Below are 17,115 nucleotides of genomic sequence, written 5' to 3' on the forward strand. Positions count from 1 at the left end.
GCGCTCGCTAGGGTGCGCTCGTGGGCGTCACGAGCCGGTGTCGTCAGGAACGCTGCGGCGTCAGGAACGCTGGGCCGCGGCCGAGGCGTAGAGGCACACCGAGGCGGCGGTCGCGAGGTTGAGGCTCTCGGCGCGGCCGTAGATGGGGATCCGGACGACGGTGTCGACGAGCGCGAGGTCGTCCTCGGCGAGGCCCCACGCCTCGTTGCCGAACACCCACGCCGTGGGTCCGCCCAGCGAAGCGCCGCCGGCGCCCTCGCCGCCCAGCTCCACGGTGCCCGAGCCGTCCGCTGCGAGCAGCGTCAGCCCCGCCTCGCTCAGCGCGATGCAGGCGTCCGCCAGCGGCGCCCTCGCGATGGGCAGGTGGAACAGGCTCCCCGCGGTCGAGCGCACCACCTTGGGGTTGGTGATGTCCACGCTGTCGCCCGCGAGCACCACGGCGTCGGCTCCCGCAGCATCCGCGGCCCGGATGACCGTGCCGGCGTTGCCGGGGTCACGCACGTTGCTCAGCACGGCGACGAGCCGCGGCTTCGCGGCGACGATGTCGTCGAGCGACGCTCCGGCGGTCTCGACCACGGCGAGGATGCCCTGGGAGTCCACGCTCATCGCGGCGACCACCTCGTCCGTCGCGAGGTGCACCCACAGCTCGGCTGCGAGGGCATCGGCGACGATCTGCGGGTGCTTGGCGAGCGCATCGGCGCTCAGGTAGACGTCCCGGACACGCTCGGGCGCGAAGGCGACCGCCTCGCGGACCCCCTGCGGCCCCTCGACCAGGAACTGGCCGGCCCGGGAACGCGCAGGACGCCCCGACAGGGCCGCGACCTTCCTCACTCGCTCCGCTCTCGGGTTGGAGAGCGTGACCGTGAGGTCGTCGGGCCCCGTGGGGCGTCCTGTCATGCTGCGAGACTTACGCGGCGGGCGCGTTCACGTCCTCGGGGAGCGCCTTCTTGGCGGTCTCCACGAGGGCGGCGAAGGCGGCCTCGTCGTTCACCGCGAGCTCGGCGAGCATGCGGCGGTCCACCTCGATCTCAGCGGCCTTGAGGCCCTGGATGAAGCGATTGTAGGTGATGCCGTTCGCGCGAGCGGCGGCGTTGATGCGCTGGATCCACAGCTTGCGGAAGTCGCCCTTGCGCTTGCGACGGTCGTTGTAGCTGTAGACCATCGAGTGGGTGACCTGCTCCTTCGCCTTGCGGTAAAGGCGCGAGCGCTGGCCACGGTAACCGTGGGCCCGCTCGAGGGTGCTGCGGCGCTTCTTCTGGGCGTTGACTGCCCGCTTGACGCGTGCCATGTTTCTTACTCCTTGTTACGTGTGTACGCGGGCGCTTACTTGCCCAGCAGCTTCTTGACCTTCTTGGAGTCCGCGTCCGACAGGATCGCGTCCTGCGCCACACGGCGCTTGCGCGAGGACGTCTTCTCCTCGAACTTGTGCACGTTCATCGCGTGCGCGTGCTTCACCTTGCCGGTGCCGGTGAGCTTGAAGCGCTTCTTGGCGCCCGAGTGGGTCTTGTTCTTCGGCATGACTGCCCTTCCTTGCGTTCTGCGCGTCCCGGTGGGGACGTGCGGGTCTGTTACTCGGACTCTGCTTCGTCCGAAGCGGGCTCTCCGCCCGACGTCTGCTTGGCCGTCTGGGCAGCCGCACGCTCGGCGCGCTCGGCCTTGCCGGCCGCCCTGCGCTCCTCGCGAGCCTTGCGCTGCTCCTCCTTGGCCTCCGCCTTCTTCTTCAGCGGGCCGAGGACGAGGGACATGTTGCGGCCCTCCTGAGACGGCATGTTCTCGACGATGCCGTACTCCTGCAGCTCGTCGGCCAGCTTCAGCAGCAAGCGACGGCCCATCTCGGGACGCGACTGCTCACGACCGCGGAACATGATCGTGACCTTGACCTTGTCGCCGCCCTTGAGGAAGCGGATGACGTGGCCCTTCTTGGTCTCGTAGTCGTGCTCATCGATCTTGAGGCGGAAACGCATCTCCTTGACCTCGGTGTTCGCCTGGTTGCGACGGGCCTCGCGAGCCTTCACCGCCTCCTCGTACCTGAACTTTCCGTAGTCCATGAGCTTGACGACAGGGGGACGCGAGTTGGGCGCGACCTCGACGAGGTCGAGATCCGCTTCCTGCGCCAGACGGGTAGCGTCCTCGATGCGGACGATCCCCACCTGCTCGCCGTTGGGGCCCACCAGGCGGACCTCAGGGACGCGGATGCGATCGTTGATACGGGGCTCGTTGATGAGTGGCTCCTTCTCGTCGTCTTCTCTCCGACGGGCAAGGAAAAAGGCCCCTACCCGAACGCGAGCAGAGGCCACCGAGGCTTCGGATCCTCCCCATGCCTGAAGCACGGCGAGAGCCGAGACCTGAACCCTGGCCCATCAGTTTGGCCCTAGGGTGGGAGGTGGACTCCACTTGCGCGCCGGAGAGCGATCCCCGGCCGGTCAGTCATCAAGGATAGCAGAATGAGCGAATCTTCACCGGAATCGGGCGCGCAGGCGTTCCGCGAGGCCTCCGAAGCGGCCGCGCGCGACCTTGCGGACGTCAGCTCCGTGGAACTTATCACCACCGTAAGCGTTCATCTCTTGAGCGCTGCCGCGCTCAGGTGCGGACTGGCCGAGGACGGCGAGGACCACAAGGACCTCGACGAGGCGCGCGCGCTCATCAACGCGCTCGCCGGGCTCGTCACGGCCTCCGCGCCCGATCTCGGCAACACACACGCGCGCTCGCTTCGTGACGGGTTGCGAAGCGTACAGTTGGCGTTCCGGGAGGCCTCGGTCTTCCCGGATCCCCCGGGCGAAGGTCCGGGCGAGAAGTACACGGGGGCAGTCACCTAGATGAGCACGGGGACGGGATCGACCGACGAGCGCACCGACGCTCGCGCGACCGATGCGGACGCGGCCGACGCGTCCACCGAGACGTCCCCTGCCGAGGCCGACGAGACTCGCGTCGACGGCGCCGATGCGCGTGCCGAGTCGAGCGGCGACGTCGCCGACGACGCCCCCGCGAGTGACGTGGCAGACCCGGCCGACGCGCCCGAGTCTGCCGATGTGACTGAGCCCGCCGACTCGGCCACCGACTCCCCCGCTGACGCGGACGAGCCCGAGGTGACGAGCGCATCGGCGCTGCGAGAGGACGGCGTCGACGCGGACGCCGAGGACCTCGACGACGAGTACGACGCCGAGACCGAGTCCGACGCGTCCGAGGCCGACGAGGACGAGCCGGCCGAGACCACCCCGGTCGCCGCCGCCACCGCGGGCCCGCTGACCGACGACGGCGTGCCGCATCGGCGCCGCCGCTCCGACCCGCCGCCGGCCGTCTACAACTACGCGGAGGGCGAGCGTCGCCACCGCGACGACCACCGCCGCCGATCGCGCCGAGGCGCGGGCTGGATCGCCGCCTCGATCGTGCTGTTCCTCCTGCTGGGCGTGTCCGTCGCGCTCAACTGGCACCTGTGGCACACCACGGAGGCGTGGGAGGCGCGCGCCGACGAGCTGACCGCGATCAACTACGACCTGGGCTCGCGGCTGTCCGCCGAGCAGGCCACGACCATGCAGCTCGAGTCCGAGATCGACCTGGTGAGCCAGCAGCTCGCGACGTCCAACCAGCGCGTCATCGAGCTGAGCGCCGAGTCCGCGAGCGCCATCGACGAGTCGGCCTTCGCCGACCAGCAGATCGAGCTGCTCACCGGCCACCTCACGACCGCGACCTCGACCGCGACGTCGCTGCAGCGTTGCGTCGACGGCCAGCAGCAGCTCACCGAGTACCTGCACACCCCCGACGAGTACGACCCCGACGAGCTCGCGGACTTCGAGGACAGCGTCAACGAGCTGTGCGCGACGGCTGAGCGCAACCAGCAGCGGATGCTCGCGGAGCTCGCCGAGTGAGGCGCGCGCTCGCCCTCGCGGCGGCCGCCGCGCTGACCCTGACCGGGTGCTCGGCGCTGCCGGCCGGTCCCGCGCCGATGCCGTCGGATTGGGTCCCCGAGCCGACCGCGACTCCCGTCGCCCAGAACGTCGGCCTCTCCCCCGACGGGTTCACGGCCGCGCAGCGCATGACGCTGCGCGTGCGCAACATCGGCTGCGGCTTCATCAAGACCGGCACCGGCTTCGCGCTCGACGCGTTCACGCTGGTCACCAACCGTCACGTCATCGAGAACTCGCGCGACATCCAGGTGTCGACGCACGACGGCCGCGTCATCGAGGCCACCGCAGCGTCCTCGACCACCGTCGCGGACATCGCCATCATCACCACCACCGAGCCCCTGGGCGGCGCCTTCGCGGCGCGCGCGACCGAGGACCCCGTCGAGGGCGACGTCATCACCGTGGTGGGCTACCCCGGCGGCGGCAAGCTCACCACCGTGTCGGGCGTCGTGCTCGGCGCGGTGCCCGACCCCGTCGAGGACGGCGGCGCCGTGGACACGGTCCTCGCGACCACCGCGCAGGTGCAGCCCGGCTCCTCCGGCTCGCCCGTGCTCAGCGACGAGGGCGAGGTCGTGGGCGTCGTCTACGCGAAGAACGAGACCCAGAGCTTCATCGTCCCGGTGTCGATGCTCAACACGCTGCTCGCGCAGCCGTCGCTGCTGGTGCCGGACTCGCTGGAGTGCACGACGTCCTGACGCGACGCCTGCGGCCCGCTCTCTGAGATCCCCCGCCGCCTAGGACGCGGTCGTGAGCTTGAGCTCGAGGGTGTCGACCCGCTGAGCCACCACGTCCGAGTGCGCGAGCTCGCGCTGGACGCGCTCGACCACCGAGTCGAGCTCGGGCTGCGTCAGCCCCGGCGCGATGCTGAGCACGATGGAGATCTCCGCGCCGGCGCCCGCGACGGCCTCGACGGCCTTGAGAGCGCTGTCGGTGGTGACGGCGTTCGCGACGGCCTCGCGCACCTCGTCGACGACGGTGCCGTCGACCACCGCGGGGCGCCACGCCTCCCCCTGGCCGATGGCCCACACCGCCGGGCGCGGGACGAGGATCGTCTCCATGCCCGGGTTGATGACGAGGCTCGACCAGCCCTCGGCGACGGCAGCGAGCGCGGCGCGGGGCCCCTCCGCCGGGATGGGTCGGGCCTTGTCGTTCCAGGCCTTCATCGCGTCGACGTCGGTGAACACGGGCAGCGCGGCGCGGCCGTCGGGCATCTGGACCGCGACCACGCCGGTCGACGCGATCTCGTCCTTCTCGACGCCGTGCGCGCCCATGACGCGGCGCTCGCCGCTGGCCAGCACGGGAATCAGCACGCGCGCGTAGGCGAGCGCGTCGACCACGTCGGCCAGCGGTGCCTTCCCGTGGGAGTGGCGGATCAGCGCCTGGGCGAGGTGCGCATCGGCGCTCCCGTCGTCGTCCGCGAAGATCGACTCGGGAATCTCCTTGGCAGGCTCGCCGTCGCTCATGGTTCCGATGCTACGTGCTCGGGGTGACGCCGGAACGCTCGTGTGGCGTACTCGTCAACACACACTTGGGACGCATGGTGCTCACGGGGCGCATGGGTAGTCACCGTGGCCACTCAGGTCACATCCGTCACCGCTGTGTATTGAGCGGCCCGCCGCGCTTGGGCCGAGGTCAGGGACGGCCGGCGACGTCGAGCGCCTGCGGCAGCGTGAAGTTGCCGTTGTAGAGCGCCTTGCCCACGATCGCGCCCTCCACGCCCACGCCCGCGAGGGTGCGGATCGCGGCGATGTCCTCGAGCGAGCTCACGCCGCCCGACGCGACCACGGGGCGGTCGGTCGCCTCGCACACCTGAGCGAGCAGCTCGAGGTTGGGGCCCGACAGCATGCCGTCCTTCTTGACGTCGGTGACGACGTAGCGCGCGCAGCCCTCGGCGTCGAGGCGCGCCAGCACGTCCCACAGGTCGCCGCCGTCGCGGGTCCAGCCGCGGCCCGACAGCGTGGTGCCGCGCACGTCGAGGCCCACCGCGACGCGGTCGCCGTGCTTGGCGATCGCCGCCCGGGTCCACTCGGGGTTCTCGAGGGCGGCGGTGCCGATGTTGACGCGCGCGCAGCCGGTCGCGAGCGCCCGCTCGAGCGACTCATCGTCGCGGATGCCGCCGCTCATCTCGACCTTGATGTCGACCGACTTCACGACCGCCTCGAGCAGCGCCGAGTTCTCGCCGCGCCCGAACGCCGCGTCGAGGTCCACGAGGTGGATCCACTCCGCGCCGCCGTCGACCCAGTCCTGCGCCGCGGACAGCGGGTCGCCGTAGCCGGTCTCCGAGCCGGCCTCGCCCTGCGTGAGGCGGACGGCCTGGCCATCGGCGACGTCGACGGCGGGAAGGAGCTCGAGGCGCGGGGAGTCGGTCATGGTCTCGCTTTCGTGTCGTGGCCAGGCGGGAGGTGCGGGGTTCGCAGCGCCGATGCGCGGGCTGGGTCCGCGGGCTGCCTCACCTGGCGAGGCGGGCACCAGGCTACCGCGCGCGGTGCGCTGCGGCGACGAGCCCGACCGTGACAGTACAGCGTTCAATGTATTAACGTGGAAAGCATGACCTCGACCCCGCCCTCCCCTGTCACGGTCCAGCGCGCCCCCGCCCGCGCATCGGCGCTGCAGGAGGCGCTGCCGGGCGCCGCCCCGGCGTCCCCGGCGCCCGCAGACCTGACGGCCGAGCCGCGCGACCACGTCCAGTGCGCGCATCCCGAGCACACCCGCGCGGTGGCGCACGTGGGCCACGCGCTGTCCGACCCCACGCGCGCCGCGATCCTGCTCGCGCTGCGCCACGGCAGCCACTGCCCGGCAGACCTGGCCGCCGAGCTCGACGTGAGCCGTCAGTCGATGTCGAACCACCTCACCTGCCTGCGCGGCTGCGGCCTCGTGCGCGCCGAGAAGCGCGGCCGCCACGCCCACTACTCGCTCGCCGACGCGTCCATCGCGACGCCGCTCGACGCGCTGCTCGCGGTGACCTTCACGCTCGACCCCACCTGCTGCGACGGCGAGGAGTGCACCTGCTGATGACCACGCACGCTCACGCCCAGCACATCCGGTCCGGCCGAGGCATGCCGTCCGGCCCGCGCCTGACGCCGGAGCGGCGCGCGCTGCTGACTCGCCGCATCCGGATCATCGTGTCGCTCACCATCGCGTACAACCTGGTCGAGGCCGTGGTCGCGCTGGCCGCCGGCGCTGCTGCCTCGTCGACCGCGCTGCTGGGCTTCGGGCTCGACTCCGTGGTGGAGGTCACCTCCGCGGCAATCGTGGCGTGGCAGTTCACGGCCACGGACCCGCGCCGACGCGAGCGGCTCGCGATGCGCCTCATCGCGGTGTCGTTCTTCGCGCTCGCCGCCATCGTGCTGGTCGAGGCCACCCGGGCGGTGCTGACGGGCGCGCAGCCCGAGGCCTCCCCCGTGGGCATCGTGCTCGCGTCGCTGTCCGTCGCGATCATGCCCACGGTGTCCTACCTCGAGCGCCGCGCGGGGCGCGAGCTCGGCTCCCCGACGGCGGTCGCGGACTCGCGCCAGACGCTCATCTGCGCCTACCTTTCGGTGGCGCTGCTCCTGGGCCTGGTGCTCAACGCGTGGCTCGGCTGGTGGTGGGCGGACCCGGCCGCCGCCGCGGTGATCGCGGGCTTCGCCGTGCGGGAGGGGCTCGAGGCCTGGCGCGGCGACGGGTGCTGCGCGACGTCGGGAGCGCTGCTGCACGGCCACGCGGAGACGTGCGCGTGCGACGCGGGCTGCGACGACGGCTGCTGCGACTGACGGCTAGGCGGGCGCGAGCGTCGCGACGATCGTGACATCACCCGCGATCTCGACGCGGTCGACGACGATCCGCGTCCCCATGTCGCGCGCGAGCACGTCCGCGAGCGCGCGGACGTCGACCGCGACGAGCATGGTGGAGCCGCTCACCGAGATGTCGACGGCGCCGGGAGGCAGGCTCGTGCGCTCGGGGCGCCACAGCCGCGCGAGCGCGACCCGCAACGCGAAGCCGGGCGCGCGCAGGCGTCCGGCGTGCACGTCGGCGACGGCGCGGAGCTGACCGCCCTCGACCGTGACATCGCGGACGGCCGCCGTGCCGGCCACGTGCATCGGGCCCACCTTGAGGGTGACGTCGATCTCGAGGGTGCCGTCGCGGGTGGTGCGCGCGGCGGTGACCTCGCGGACCTGGGTGCGCAGCGCAGTGGCGACCTCGTGGGGCTCCAGGACGATGCGCATGGCGACTCGCTAGAGCGTCGCGACCCAGTTGCGCAGCAGCTGCAGCCCGGCCTCGCCCGACTTCTCGGGGTGGAACTGCGTCGCGGCGAGCGGGCCGTTCTCGACGGCGGCGACGAACCTGTCGGGCGCATCGGCCGTGCCGGCCTCCGACCACGTGACGAGCGGCGCGCGGAAGCGGCCGGTGTCCTCGGTGGTGCCGAGCGGGAACTCGCGCGCGCCGTAGGAGTGGACAAAGTAGAAGCGCTCGTCGGCGATGCCTTCGAAGAGGCTCGACCCCTCGGGAACATCCACCTGTGCCCAGCCCATGTTGGGCACGACGGGCGCCTGCAGCTTCTCGACGACGCCGGGCCACTGGTCGAGGCCCTCCGTCTCGACGCCGTGCTCGACGCCGCGCTCGAACATCACCTGCATGCCCACGCAGATGCCGAGCACGGGGCGGCCTCCGGACAGGCGCCGGCCGATGATCTGCTCGCCGCGCACGCCCTTGAGGCCCGTCATGACGGCCTCGAACGCGCCGACGCCGGGGACGATCAGACCGTCCGCGTTCTCCGCGATCACGCGGTCGTCGGTGAGGACCACGCGGGCCCCCACGTGCTCCACCGCGCGCACCGCCGAGCGGACGTTGCCGAAGCCGTAGTCGAGGACGCAGACGAGGGGGGAGGTCACCGGTTCAGTCTATCGGCGGGCGGCAGCGCCCCTCGCGTCGCCTGAGCAGCGCCGATGCGCGCGCCGGGTCGCGCCCGCGCGCCGCCTACTCCCCGCTCGGGTCCGGGTTGGAGTTGCGCTTGTTCTCCTGCTGCGCCTGGTACTGCTTCTTCGCGGCCTTGGACGCGCGACGCAGCTCCTTGAACGCCTCGAAGCGGCCCATGCGCGCCTCGAAGGTCTTGCCCGGGTGCGTCTTGGAGAGCTCCTCGATGGTTTGGGTGCCGGCCATGAGGGTGTGGATCACGCCCGGAGCCTGGTCGAGGGCGAGGCCCGGGGGCACCGTGTCGCCCTTCTGGCCACCGAGCCAGCGGGTGATGGTGATCTGACCCTTGCGGCGCTCCATCGCGAGGATGGGCTGCGTCTTGACGAACGCGCTCACCACCTGGCCGGCGGCGTCGACGGCGCCCGGGCTCGTGTCATCGAGCACGGCGAAGGCTCCGGCCGAGGTCTCGATGGTCTGACCCTTGACGCCGTTGAGCGAGCACACGGCAGCGAGGACGCGGCCGTTCTGGATGGGCGTGAACAGCGCGACGGTGTCGTTGTCGATGTGCTTGCCGGTCTCCCCCATCGGCTTCGCGTCCGCGAGGCTCGACAGGTCGTCAGGGACGTCGAAACCGTCGTCGGACCGACCCTGCTCGTCCGTCACAGCGCGCCCTTCGTGGACGGGATGCCCTTGACCCGCGCATCGGCCGTCACCGCGAACCGGAGGGCACGCGCGAGGGCCTTGAACTGCGCCTCGACGATGTGGTGGGGGTCGCGTCCCGCGAGCACGCGCATGTGCACGCAGATGCCCGCGTGGTGCGCGATGGACTCGAGGGCGTGGCCCGTGAGCGAGCCAGCGAAGTTGCCGCCGATGAGGTGCGTCGCCTGGCCCACGGGCTCGCCGACGTGCACGAAGTACGGGCGGCCCGACACGTCGACCACGCACTGCGCGAGCGCCTCGTCGAGCGGCACCAGGGCGTCGCCGAACCGCGAGATGCCGGCCTTGTCGCCCAGGGCGATCTTGAGCGCCTCGCCGATGCAAATCGCGACGTCCTCGACCGTGTGGTGCGAGTCGATGTGGACGTCGCCGGTCGCCTTCACCGTGAGGTCCATGAGCGAGTGCTTGCCGAGCGCGGTGAGCATGTGGTCGTAGAACGGCACGCCCGTGCTGATCTCGGTGACGCCGGAGCCGTCGAGGTCGAGCTCGACCAGGACCTCGGACTCGCTGGTCTTGCGCTCGATGCGGCCGGTGCGGGCTGCTGCCTCGCTCATGCAGTGACCTCCAGTAGCGCGCTGCGGAACAGCGCCATCTCCTGCGGCGTGCCGATCGACACCCGCAGCCATCCCTCGGGCCCCGTCACACGGATGAGCACTCCGTGCGCCAGCAGCCCCTGAAACACTGTCTCACGGTCCTCGAACGGCCCGAACAGCGCGAAGTTCGCGTCCGTGTCCGCGACCGTGTAGCCCTGATCGCGCAGCCACGCGACGGTCTCGTCGCGCTCGGCGCGGATCTCGTCGACCTGCGCCTGCAGCTCGCGGTGGTGCGCGAGCGCCGCGCGTGCGGTCGCCTGCGTCACGGCGCTCAGGTGGTACGGCAGGCGCACCACGCGCAGCGCGTCCACGAGCTCCTCGTGCGCGATGAGGTAACCCAGGCGGCCGCCTGCCAGGGCGAACGCCTTCGACATGGTGCGGCTCACCGCGAGGTTCTTGTGCCGCGGGATGATGGTCGCCGCGCTCGGCACGCCGTTGCGGCGGAACTCCGCGTAGGCCTCGTCGATGACGACCACGCAGCCGTCCTCGATCTCGTCGGCCGCGGCGATCAGTGCACGCACGTCGTCGAGGCTCAGCGCCGTGCCCGTCGGGTTGTTGGGGCTCGCGACGATCACCATGCTGGGCCGGATCTCGCGGATCGCCGCCTGCGCGGCCTCGATGTCGAGCGTGAAGTCCTCGCGCCGCGGCAGCGTCACGAACTCGGTGATGGTGTCGCGCGCGTACTCGGGGTACATCGAGTACGTGGGCGCGAAGCTCAGCACCGTGCGGCCCGGGCCGCCGAACGCCTGGTGCAGGTGCAGCATGACCTCGTTCGAGCCGTTCGCGGCCCAGATGTTGCGCACCTCGACGAAGTCGACGCGGCTCTCCACCGACAGGTAGTGGGCGAGGTCCGCGCGCAGCGCCGTGAAGTCGCGGTCCGGGTACCGGTTGAGACCCTCGGCGGCCTTGCGCACGGCATTCGCGATGGCGTCCACGACGGACGGCGGCGGCGCGTACGGGTTCTCGTTCACGTTGAGACGCGCGGTCACGTCCAGCTGGGGGGCACCATAGGGCTCCAAACCGGCCAGCTCGGGGCGCAGGGGCAGGGTCATGGCAGGGAGTCTAGTGGCGGGGCTGTGGTCGTCAGAGTCGGCCCCGATGCGCCGGTCTCGCCGGAGCGCCGATGCGCGGGCGGGGATGTCGGTGGCGGCACCTACGGTGGTGGCATGGCTGGCGACCCCGCACCGACCGACACCTCCACGATTGAGCCCACGAGCGCATCGGCCCTGCCCGATGCCGAGGGGCCTACCGCCGACGCACTCCGAGTCGAGGGTGAGGCGGCACTGCGCGCGCTCGTGGGGCGCGAGGACGTGTCGCTGCGCGAGGACCAGTGGCGCGCGATCGAGGCGCTCGTGGCGCGGCACGCGCGCGCTCTGGTGGTGCAGCGGACCGGGTGGGGAAAGTCCGCGGTGTACTTCGTGGCGACCACGCTGCTGCGGGCGCGCGGCGCGGGTCCCACGATCATCGTCTCTCCCCTGCTGGCGCTCATGCGCGACCAGATCGCCGCCGCCTCGCGCGCCGGGATCCGCGCGGCGACGGTGAACTCCGCGAACGTCACGGAGTGGGACCAGGTCCACGCCGCGATCGCGGCTGGTGAGATCGATGTCCTGCTGTGCTCGCCGGAGCGGCTCAACAACCCGCAGTTCCGCGACGAGGTGCTCCCGCGGCTCGCGCGCGACGCCGGCCTGGTCGTCATCGACGAGGCGCACTGCATCTCCGACTGGGGGCACGACTTCCGGCCCGACTACCGACGCATTCGGACGCTGCTCGCGGAGCTTCCCGACGGGATCCCCGTGCTCGCGACCACCGCGACCGCGAACTCGCGCGTCACCGCGGACGTGGCGGAGCAGCTGGGCGTGCGCGGCGCAGATCTCACGGCCCGCGAGGACGTGCTCGTGCTGCGCGGGGCGCTCGACCGAGAGTCCTTGCACCTGGCCGTGCAGCAGCTGCCCGACCCGGCGACGCGGGTGGCGTGGCTCGCGCAGGCGCTCCGGTCGATGGACGGGTCGGGCATCGTCTACTGCCTCACGGTCTCGGCAGCGGAGGAGGTGGCGTCGCAGCTGCGCGACGCCGGGCTCGAGGTGGGCGCCTACACGGGCCGCACCGACCCCGCCGAGCGCGAGCAGCTCGAGGACGACCTCAAGTCCAACCGCGTGAAGGCGCTGGTCGCGACGTCGGCGCTCGGCATGGGCTTCGACAAGCCCGACCTCGCCTTCGTCATCCACGTGGGCGCGCCGTCCTCCCCCATCGCCTACTACCAGCAGGTGGGCCGCGCGGGCCGCGGCGTCTCCCGCGCGACCGTGGTGCTGCTGCCCGGCTCCGAGGACCGCGCAATCTGGGAGTGGTTCGGCTCGCAGGCCTTCCCTCCCGAGGACCAGGTGCGCGCCGCCCTCGCGGCGCTCGGCACGGCGTCGCCCACCTCCGTCGCGGCGCTCGAGACGCAAGTCGAGCTGCGCCGAGGCAGGCTTGAGTCGATGCTCAAGGTGCTCGACGTCGACGGAGCCGTCCGCCGCGTCCAGGGCGGGTGGATCGCCACCGGCGAGCCGTGGGAGTACGACGCGGAGCGGTACGCCCGCGTCGCCGCCGCGCGCACCGCCGAGCAGGACACGATGCTCGAGTACGAGCGCCTCGACACGTGTCGCATGGCCTTCCTGCGCGGCGTGCTCGACGATCCCGAGCTGGAGGACGGCTGGGCGTGCGGCCGCTGTGACGTCTGCGGCGGCGTGACGCTGCCCGACGCGCCGTCGACGTCGGACGTCGAGGCCGTGCGCGACGGGCTCGACCGCGTAGGCGTGGAGCTCGTGGCCCGGCGGCAGTGGCCGAGCGGCCTCGATGCGCTTGGGCTCGACCTACGCGGCCGCATTCCGGCGGACGAGCAGGCCGCGACCGGCCGCGCCGTCGCACGGCTGGATGGGCTCGGCTGGTCCGTCGCGCTCCGCGAGCTGTTCGAGACGCGCACGCCGGAGGGCGGTGTGGTCGACGGCGAGACCCCCGTGCCGCTGCGGGGCGCGGCCGTGCGCGCGCTCGAGGACTGGCCGGACCTCTGGCGTCCGGGACCCGGCGGCGCGAGGACGACGGTGGTCGAGGGCGTGGTGGCGGTCCGGTCGGTCACCCGTCCGCTGCTCGCAGGGCACCTCGGGCCCGGTCTCGCCCGCTACCTCGGCGTGCCGTTCCTGGGCTGGGCCGGACCCCGGCCCGGTCTCGAGGAGCCGATGCGCCACGACGTGAACTCCGCGCAGCGCCTCGCAGGGGTGACGCGCAGGCTCGACCTCGAGTCCGACGCGACAGCTGGCGTCTCCGGGCGCACCGTGCTGCTCGTCGACGACTCGATCGACTCGGGCTGGACGCTCACGGTCGCCGCACGGCTTCTGCGGCGCGCTGGGGCGAGCGCGGTCATGCCGTTCGTGCTCGGGGTGCGGTGACGGGTACCGTCCTGCGCTACCCGAGGTGCGCGTCGTCGAGCACCACCACGCCGCGCTCCTGAGCCTCACAGAAGCCGCCGAAGGCCGTGAAGTAACCGTCCCGCTCCCAATCGGGAAGCGCCTCGGCATCCACCAGCGCGCCGGTGCCGACCACGGTGTCGCCGTCGGCGACCGCGACGCCGTCGAGCTCGGGCATCGCGCCGCCGTCGGCCGCCGGCGTCTCCGGCGGCCAGACGACCCACCGACTGTCGGCCTCGCCCTCGACGGCCAAGTCGACGCACCCGTTGGCGCGCACCGTCACCGTGCCCGAGATCTGCTGGCGGTCTCCCGCGACGGCGTCGGCCGAGGGCTGGATCGGCACGCCGAAGCCGCCCTGGGCGTCCTCGTCGCCCGTGCCCTGACACCCGGCGAGCGCGGCACACACGCCGGCGACCGCGGCCGCGACGTGTGCTGAGCGCATGGGTCCGTCCCTACCGCTGTTGCCGGTCGAGACGGGCTTGGATGGCCTCGCCGTGGGCCGGGAGGTCCTCGGCGTTCGCCAGGGCGACGACCTTGTCTCCCACCTGGGCGAGCGCATCGGCGCTGTAGTGGATCGTCGCGACCGCCTTGAGGAAGCTCGTGACGCCCAAGCCGCTCGCGAAGCGCGCGGTGCCGCCCGTGGGCAGCACGTGGTTGGAGCCCGCGAGGTAGTCGCCGAGCGGGACGGGAGTGTGCGGGCCCACGAAGATCGCTCCCGCGCTCGTGATGCGCTCGGCGACGGCGGCGGCGTCGCGGGTGTGGATCTCGAGGTGCTCCGCCCCGTAGGCGTCGGCGACCTGGATCGACTGGTCGATGCTGCCCGTGAGGATGACGGCGCTCTGGCGGCCCGTCAGAGCCTCCTTGGTGCGCGCCAGGTGCTTGGTCTCGTCCGCCCGCCGCAGCAGCGCCTCCTCGACGCGCTCGGCCAGCTCCTCGTCGTCGGTGATGAGGACCGAGCCGGCCATGGGGTCGTGCTCGGCCTGGCTCAGCAGGTCCGCCGCCACGAAGTCAGCGTCCGCGGTGTCGTCAGCGATGATCGCGATCTCCGTGGGCCCGGCCTCCGCGTCGATGCCGACCACGCCGTTCACGGCGCGCTTGGCGGCTGCCACGTAGACATTGCCCGGACCGGTGATGACGTCGACGGGCTCACACAGGTCCTCGGCGCCGTAGGCGAGCATGCCGATGGCCTGGGCGCCGCCGACGGCGTAGACCTCGTCGATGCCCAGCAGCGCGCATGCCGCCAGGATGGTCGGGTGGGGCGCGCCGCCGAAGGCGCGCTGCGGCGGCGTGGCCACCGCGATCGACTCGACGCCTGCCGCCTGAGCGGTGACCACGTTCATGACGACCGAGCTCGGGTAGACGGCGAGGCCGCCGGGGACGTACAGGCCCACGCGCCCCACGGGGATCCACCGCTGGCTCACGGTCGCGCCCGGCGCGACCTCGACCGACACGGGCGGCGGGACGGTCGCCTCGTGGAACGCACGCACGCGGGTGATCGACTCGCGCAGCGCGTCGAGCACGGCCTCGTCCTGGGTCGCGAGCGCGGCCTCGATGCGGTCCGCGGGCACCCGCAGGTGCTCCGGCGTGACGCCGTCGAAGCGCTCGCCGTACTCGCGCAGGGCCTCGGCTCCCCTCGCGCGGACGTCGGCCAGGATCGGCTGGACCGTCGTGAGCGCATCGGCGACGTCGACGTCTGCCCGGGGCACGACGGAGAGCAGCTCGCGGGCGGTCAGGTCGCGGTCACGCAGGTCGATTCGGCTCAGCACGGGATCAGCCTAGTCGGGGCCGCGGCTCGGACTGGGTCTGGCGAGCGCCGCGCGCAGACCGTCCTCGAGCGCAGTGGTGGGACGCCCCGCGAGCTCGGCGAGATCCGCGCCCAGCACGTCCAGCTCGCCGTCGCGCACCGCACGGTCGAGCGCGACCGCGAACTCCGCGATCGGCTCCGGGGTGCCGGCGCCCAGCAGCGCCTCCAGGTGAGCCGACTCGTCGAGCTGGCGCAACACCACCTGACGACCGCCCAGGCGACCGGCCGTCTCAGCCAGCTCGCGCATCGTCCACCCGGCGTCGCCTGCGAGCTCGTACCGCTGCCCCGCGTGGCCCGGGGTGGTGAGGACCGTGGCGGCCGCTGCGGCGAAGTCGGCGCGGGTCGCGGATGCGGTGCGTCCCTCGCCCGCGCTCGTCAGCAGCTCGCCGGAGCGCATCGCCTGGCGAACCTGGTCGACGTAGTTCTCGGTGTAGAAGCCGTTGCGCAGAACGACGAAGGGCGCGCCGGACTCCTCGAGCACGCGCTCGGTGCCCACGTGCTCGGGGAGCACCGGGTTCTCCGTCGCATCGCCCGCCCTCAGCACCGAGGTGTAGGCGATGAGCTCGGCGCCGGCGGCGGCCGCGGCGTGAATCGCGTTCGCGTGCTGCTGGACCCGCCGGCCGATCTCGGACCCGGAGATCACGAGCACCTTCTGCACGCCCTCGAAGGCGGCGGCGAGGCTCGGCGGGTTGTCGTAGTTGCCCTGGCGAATCGAGACGCCCTGCGCGGCCATGTGGTCGACCTTCGCGGGATCGCGCACCACGGCGACGATCTGCCCGGGCCGCACGCCGCGTTCGAGCAGGGCATCGACCACGAGCGGGCCCAGGTTGCCCGAGGCGGCGGTCACGGCGATGGACACGGCTCGCTCCCTTGTTCGTCTGCCAGGGAGAACCTCGGCGCGTGGTCGGGCTATTCCCGCGGTGGCGCGGGGTTGGACACGGGGAAGGCGTGCTGCGAGATCGACAGCAGGTTGCCCTCGGAGTCACGGAACCAGGCGATCGCGTCGCCTCCCGGGGCGTTCCAGACCACGCCATCCTCCGCGAGCGCGAAGTCCTCGAACGTCACGCCCGCGCCGGTGAGGCGCGCGACCTCGGCGTGGATGTCAGCGACCTCCCATCCGAGCACGGTGAACGGCTGGGGCGTGAAGTCCGCGGCGTCGACGATGCGCACCATCGTGCCGCCCGACTCGCACACCATCGCGAAACCGTCGTCGCGCACGAACCGCAGGCCGATGACGTCGACGTAGAAGTCCCGCGCCCGCTCCGAGTCGTGCGCGGGCACGAAGGCGATCACGGGCGCGCCGGTCATGCCGTGCCCTCCGTCTGTGCCCTGTTCGCGCGGGCCTTGCCGATCCACCCTAGGTGGGTGTGCTCGAAGCTGTCGCCGTGCTTGAGCCCATAGCCGAGCGCGCGGTCTACGGCGACGTGGAACGCCCAGGCGAGGGCGACGAGGCCGGCCCAGCGCGCATCGGCCGTCAGCGCGACCACCCCCAGGACCGCGGGGCCCCAGTACGAGTGCACGAGGTTGTAGAAGAACGCGCCTGCGCGGGTGCCCGCGACGTAGCCGAGCGCCGACAGGTCGAATGCGAGGAACAGCACGAGCAGCCACCACCACGCGTAGTCGAGGGTCACCGTCGCGACGATCACGGCGATCGCGATGACGGCGTTCTCGACCCGCTGCCACGTCGTGGTGCTCATGCCGCCCAGGCTACGGGGCTGGTGCGGCGGGCGCTCGGGGGGGCGTCGCGACGCTCAGGCACCATCACC

At 72.2% G+C, this 17,115-nt stretch carries 22 protein-coding genes; 6 read left to right on the top strand and 16 right to left on the bottom strand.

Features of this window, described 5'->3' with window-relative positions; genetic code table 11:
- Positions 1 to 60: 60 nt before the first annotated feature.
- The 4 genes from B7K25_RS03325 to infC are packed head-to-tail and all read right to left on the bottom strand — an operon-like array spanning position 61 to position 2,171.
- Complete coding sequence (locus tag B7K25_RS03325) at positions 61 to 897, bottom strand: RNA methyltransferase (RefSeq protein ID WP_084104180.1); 837 nt, start codon at positions 895 to 897, stop codon at positions 61 to 63.
- Positions 898 to 907: 10 nt separating this feature from the next.
- Positions 908 to 1,288 carry a 50S ribosomal protein L20 gene (gene rplT / locus B7K25_RS03330; protein WP_084104182.1) on the bottom strand — a complete coding sequence of 127 codons (381 nt, stop codon included), beginning with the start codon at positions 1,286 to 1,288 and terminating at the stop codon, positions 908 to 910.
- Between the two features lie 35 nt (positions 1,289 to 1,323).
- The gene (gene rpmI, locus B7K25_RS03335; protein ID WP_084104184.1) at positions 1,324 to 1,518 is read right to left on the bottom strand and encodes a 50S ribosomal protein L35; all 195 of its coding nucleotides are present in this window, start codon (positions 1,516 to 1,518) and stop codon (positions 1,324 to 1,326) included.
- A 50-nt stretch (positions 1,519 to 1,568) separates the two neighbouring features.
- Entirely contained in the window at positions 1,569 to 2,171 is a 603-nt protein-coding gene (gene infC, locus B7K25_RS03340; protein ID WP_371328274.1) for a translation initiation factor IF-3, read from the bottom strand.
- Positions 2,172 to 2,444: 273 nt separating this feature from the next.
- Here infC and B7K25_RS03345 point away from each other — a divergent pair, with 273 nt between their 5' ends.
- Genes B7K25_RS03345 through B7K25_RS03355 form a run of 3 tightly spaced genes read left to right on the top strand, consistent with a single transcriptional unit; the run spans position 2,445 to position 4,597 of the window.
- A complete protein-coding gene (locus B7K25_RS03345; protein ID WP_084104188.1) occupies positions 2,445 to 2,816 on the top strand; it encodes a DUF1844 domain-containing protein in 372 nt (123 codons plus the stop codon).
- Complete coding sequence (locus B7K25_RS03350; protein WP_084104190.1) at positions 2,817 to 3,866, top strand: hypothetical protein; 1,050 nt, start codon at positions 2,817 to 2,819, stop codon at positions 3,864 to 3,866. It begins immediately after the preceding gene.
- On the top strand, positions 3,863 to 4,597 hold the full coding sequence (locus B7K25_RS03355; protein ID WP_234988056.1) for a serine protease: 735 nt from the start codon (positions 3,863 to 3,865) through the stop codon (positions 4,595 to 4,597). Before B7K25_RS03350 ends, B7K25_RS03355 begins: the two co-directional genes overlap by 4 nt.
- A gap of 39 nt (positions 4,598 to 4,636) precedes the next feature.
- On the opposite strand, the gene B7K25_RS03360 is transcribed toward B7K25_RS03355, so the two are convergent.
- Together B7K25_RS03360 and priA are read right to left on the bottom strand one after the other, a co-directional pair.
- Positions 4,637 to 5,365, bottom strand: a complete 729-nt coding sequence (locus B7K25_RS03360) for an SseB family protein (protein ID WP_084104192.1) — start codon at positions 5,363 to 5,365, stop codon at positions 4,637 to 4,639.
- Between the two features lie 169 nt (positions 5,366 to 5,534).
- On the bottom strand, positions 5,535 to 6,272 hold the full coding sequence (gene priA / locus B7K25_RS03365; RefSeq protein WP_084104194.1) for a bifunctional 1-(5-phosphoribosyl)-5-((5-phosphoribosylamino)methylideneamino)imidazole-4-carboxamide isomerase/phosphoribosylanthranilate isomerase PriA: 738 nt from the start codon (positions 6,270 to 6,272) through the stop codon (positions 5,535 to 5,537).
- Positions 6,273 to 6,449: 177 nt separating this feature from the next.
- Between priA and B7K25_RS03370 the strand changes: the two genes are divergently transcribed.
- On the top strand, positions 6,450 to 6,914 hold the full coding sequence (locus tag B7K25_RS03370) for a metalloregulator ArsR/SmtB family transcription factor (protein WP_084104196.1): 465 nt from the start codon (positions 6,450 to 6,452) through the stop codon (positions 6,912 to 6,914).
- A 44-nt stretch (positions 6,915 to 6,958) separates the two neighbouring features.
- The gene (locus B7K25_RS03375; RefSeq protein ID WP_084104523.1) at positions 6,959 to 7,654 is read left to right on the top strand and encodes a cation transporter; all 696 of its coding nucleotides are present in this window, start codon (positions 6,959 to 6,961) and stop codon (positions 7,652 to 7,654) included.
- Between the two features lie 3 nt (positions 7,655 to 7,657).
- Here the strand turns inward: B7K25_RS03375 and B7K25_RS03380 are convergent, their stop codons facing one another.
- From B7K25_RS03380 to B7K25_RS03400, 5 genes are all read right to left on the bottom strand, one after another.
- Positions 7,658 to 8,107: a hypothetical protein gene (locus B7K25_RS03380; protein WP_084104198.1), complete on the bottom strand. Its 450-nt coding sequence runs from the start codon at positions 8,105 to 8,107 to the stop codon at positions 7,658 to 7,660.
- Positions 8,108 to 8,116: 9 nt separating this feature from the next.
- Positions 8,117 to 8,773 carry an imidazole glycerol phosphate synthase subunit HisH gene (gene hisH, locus B7K25_RS03385; RefSeq protein WP_084104200.1) on the bottom strand — a complete coding sequence of 219 codons (657 nt, stop codon included), beginning with the start codon at positions 8,771 to 8,773 and terminating at the stop codon, positions 8,117 to 8,119.
- Between the two features lie 85 nt (positions 8,774 to 8,858).
- On the bottom strand, positions 8,859 to 9,458 hold the full coding sequence (locus tag B7K25_RS03390; RefSeq protein WP_084104202.1) for a hypothetical protein: 600 nt from the start codon (positions 9,456 to 9,458) through the stop codon (positions 8,859 to 8,861).
- The gene (gene hisB / locus B7K25_RS03395; RefSeq protein WP_084104204.1) at positions 9,455 to 10,066 is read right to left on the bottom strand and encodes an imidazoleglycerol-phosphate dehydratase HisB; all 612 of its coding nucleotides are present in this window, start codon (positions 10,064 to 10,066) and stop codon (positions 9,455 to 9,457) included. The genes B7K25_RS03390 and hisB overlap by 4 nt, the downstream gene beginning before the upstream one ends.
- Positions 10,063 to 11,157 carry a histidinol-phosphate transaminase gene (locus tag B7K25_RS03400; RefSeq protein WP_084104207.1) on the bottom strand — a complete coding sequence of 365 codons (1,095 nt, stop codon included), beginning with the start codon at positions 11,155 to 11,157 and terminating at the stop codon, positions 10,063 to 10,065. Before B7K25_RS03400 ends, hisB begins: the two co-directional genes overlap by 4 nt.
- A gap of 114 nt (positions 11,158 to 11,271) precedes the next feature.
- Here B7K25_RS03400 and B7K25_RS03405 point away from each other — a divergent pair, with 114 nt between their 5' ends.
- Positions 11,272 to 13,527: a RecQ family ATP-dependent DNA helicase gene (locus B7K25_RS03405; RefSeq protein WP_084104210.1), complete on the top strand. Its 2,256-nt coding sequence runs from the start codon at positions 11,272 to 11,274 to the stop codon at positions 13,525 to 13,527.
- 16 nt (positions 13,528 to 13,543) lie between these two features.
- On the opposite strand, the gene B7K25_RS03410 is transcribed toward B7K25_RS03405, so the two are convergent.
- From B7K25_RS03410 to B7K25_RS03430, 5 genes are read right to left on the bottom strand one after another with little or no spacing between them, the layout of a single operon-like run.
- Positions 13,544 to 13,987, bottom strand: a complete 444-nt coding sequence (locus tag B7K25_RS03410; protein ID WP_084104212.1) for a hypothetical protein — start codon at positions 13,985 to 13,987, stop codon at positions 13,544 to 13,546.
- A 10-nt stretch (positions 13,988 to 13,997) separates the two neighbouring features.
- The gene (hisD, locus tag B7K25_RS03415; protein ID WP_084104214.1) at positions 13,998 to 15,311 is read right to left on the bottom strand and encodes a histidinol dehydrogenase; all 1,314 of its coding nucleotides are present in this window, start codon (positions 15,309 to 15,311) and stop codon (positions 13,998 to 14,000) included.
- 9 nt (positions 15,312 to 15,320) lie between these two features.
- Positions 15,321 to 16,208 (bottom strand): NAD(P)H-binding protein, encoded by an 888-nt coding sequence (locus tag B7K25_RS03420; protein WP_084104216.1) that lies wholly within the window; start codon positions 16,206 to 16,208, stop codon positions 15,321 to 15,323.
- A 50-nt stretch (positions 16,209 to 16,258) separates the two neighbouring features.
- Positions 16,259 to 16,657, bottom strand: a complete 399-nt coding sequence (locus tag B7K25_RS03425) for a VOC family protein (protein ID WP_084104218.1) — start codon at positions 16,655 to 16,657, stop codon at positions 16,259 to 16,261.
- Entirely contained in the window at positions 16,654 to 17,046 is a 393-nt protein-coding gene (locus B7K25_RS03430; RefSeq protein ID WP_084104220.1) for a DUF4260 domain-containing protein, read from the bottom strand. Before B7K25_RS03430 ends, B7K25_RS03425 begins: the two co-directional genes overlap by 4 nt.
- Positions 17,047 to 17,115 lie beyond the last annotated feature (69 nt).

Origin of the sequence: Demequina sp. NBRC 110056 (assembly GCF_002090155.1) — a bacterium.
GTDB lineage: Bacteria > Actinomycetota > Actinomycetes > Actinomycetales > Demequinaceae > Demequina.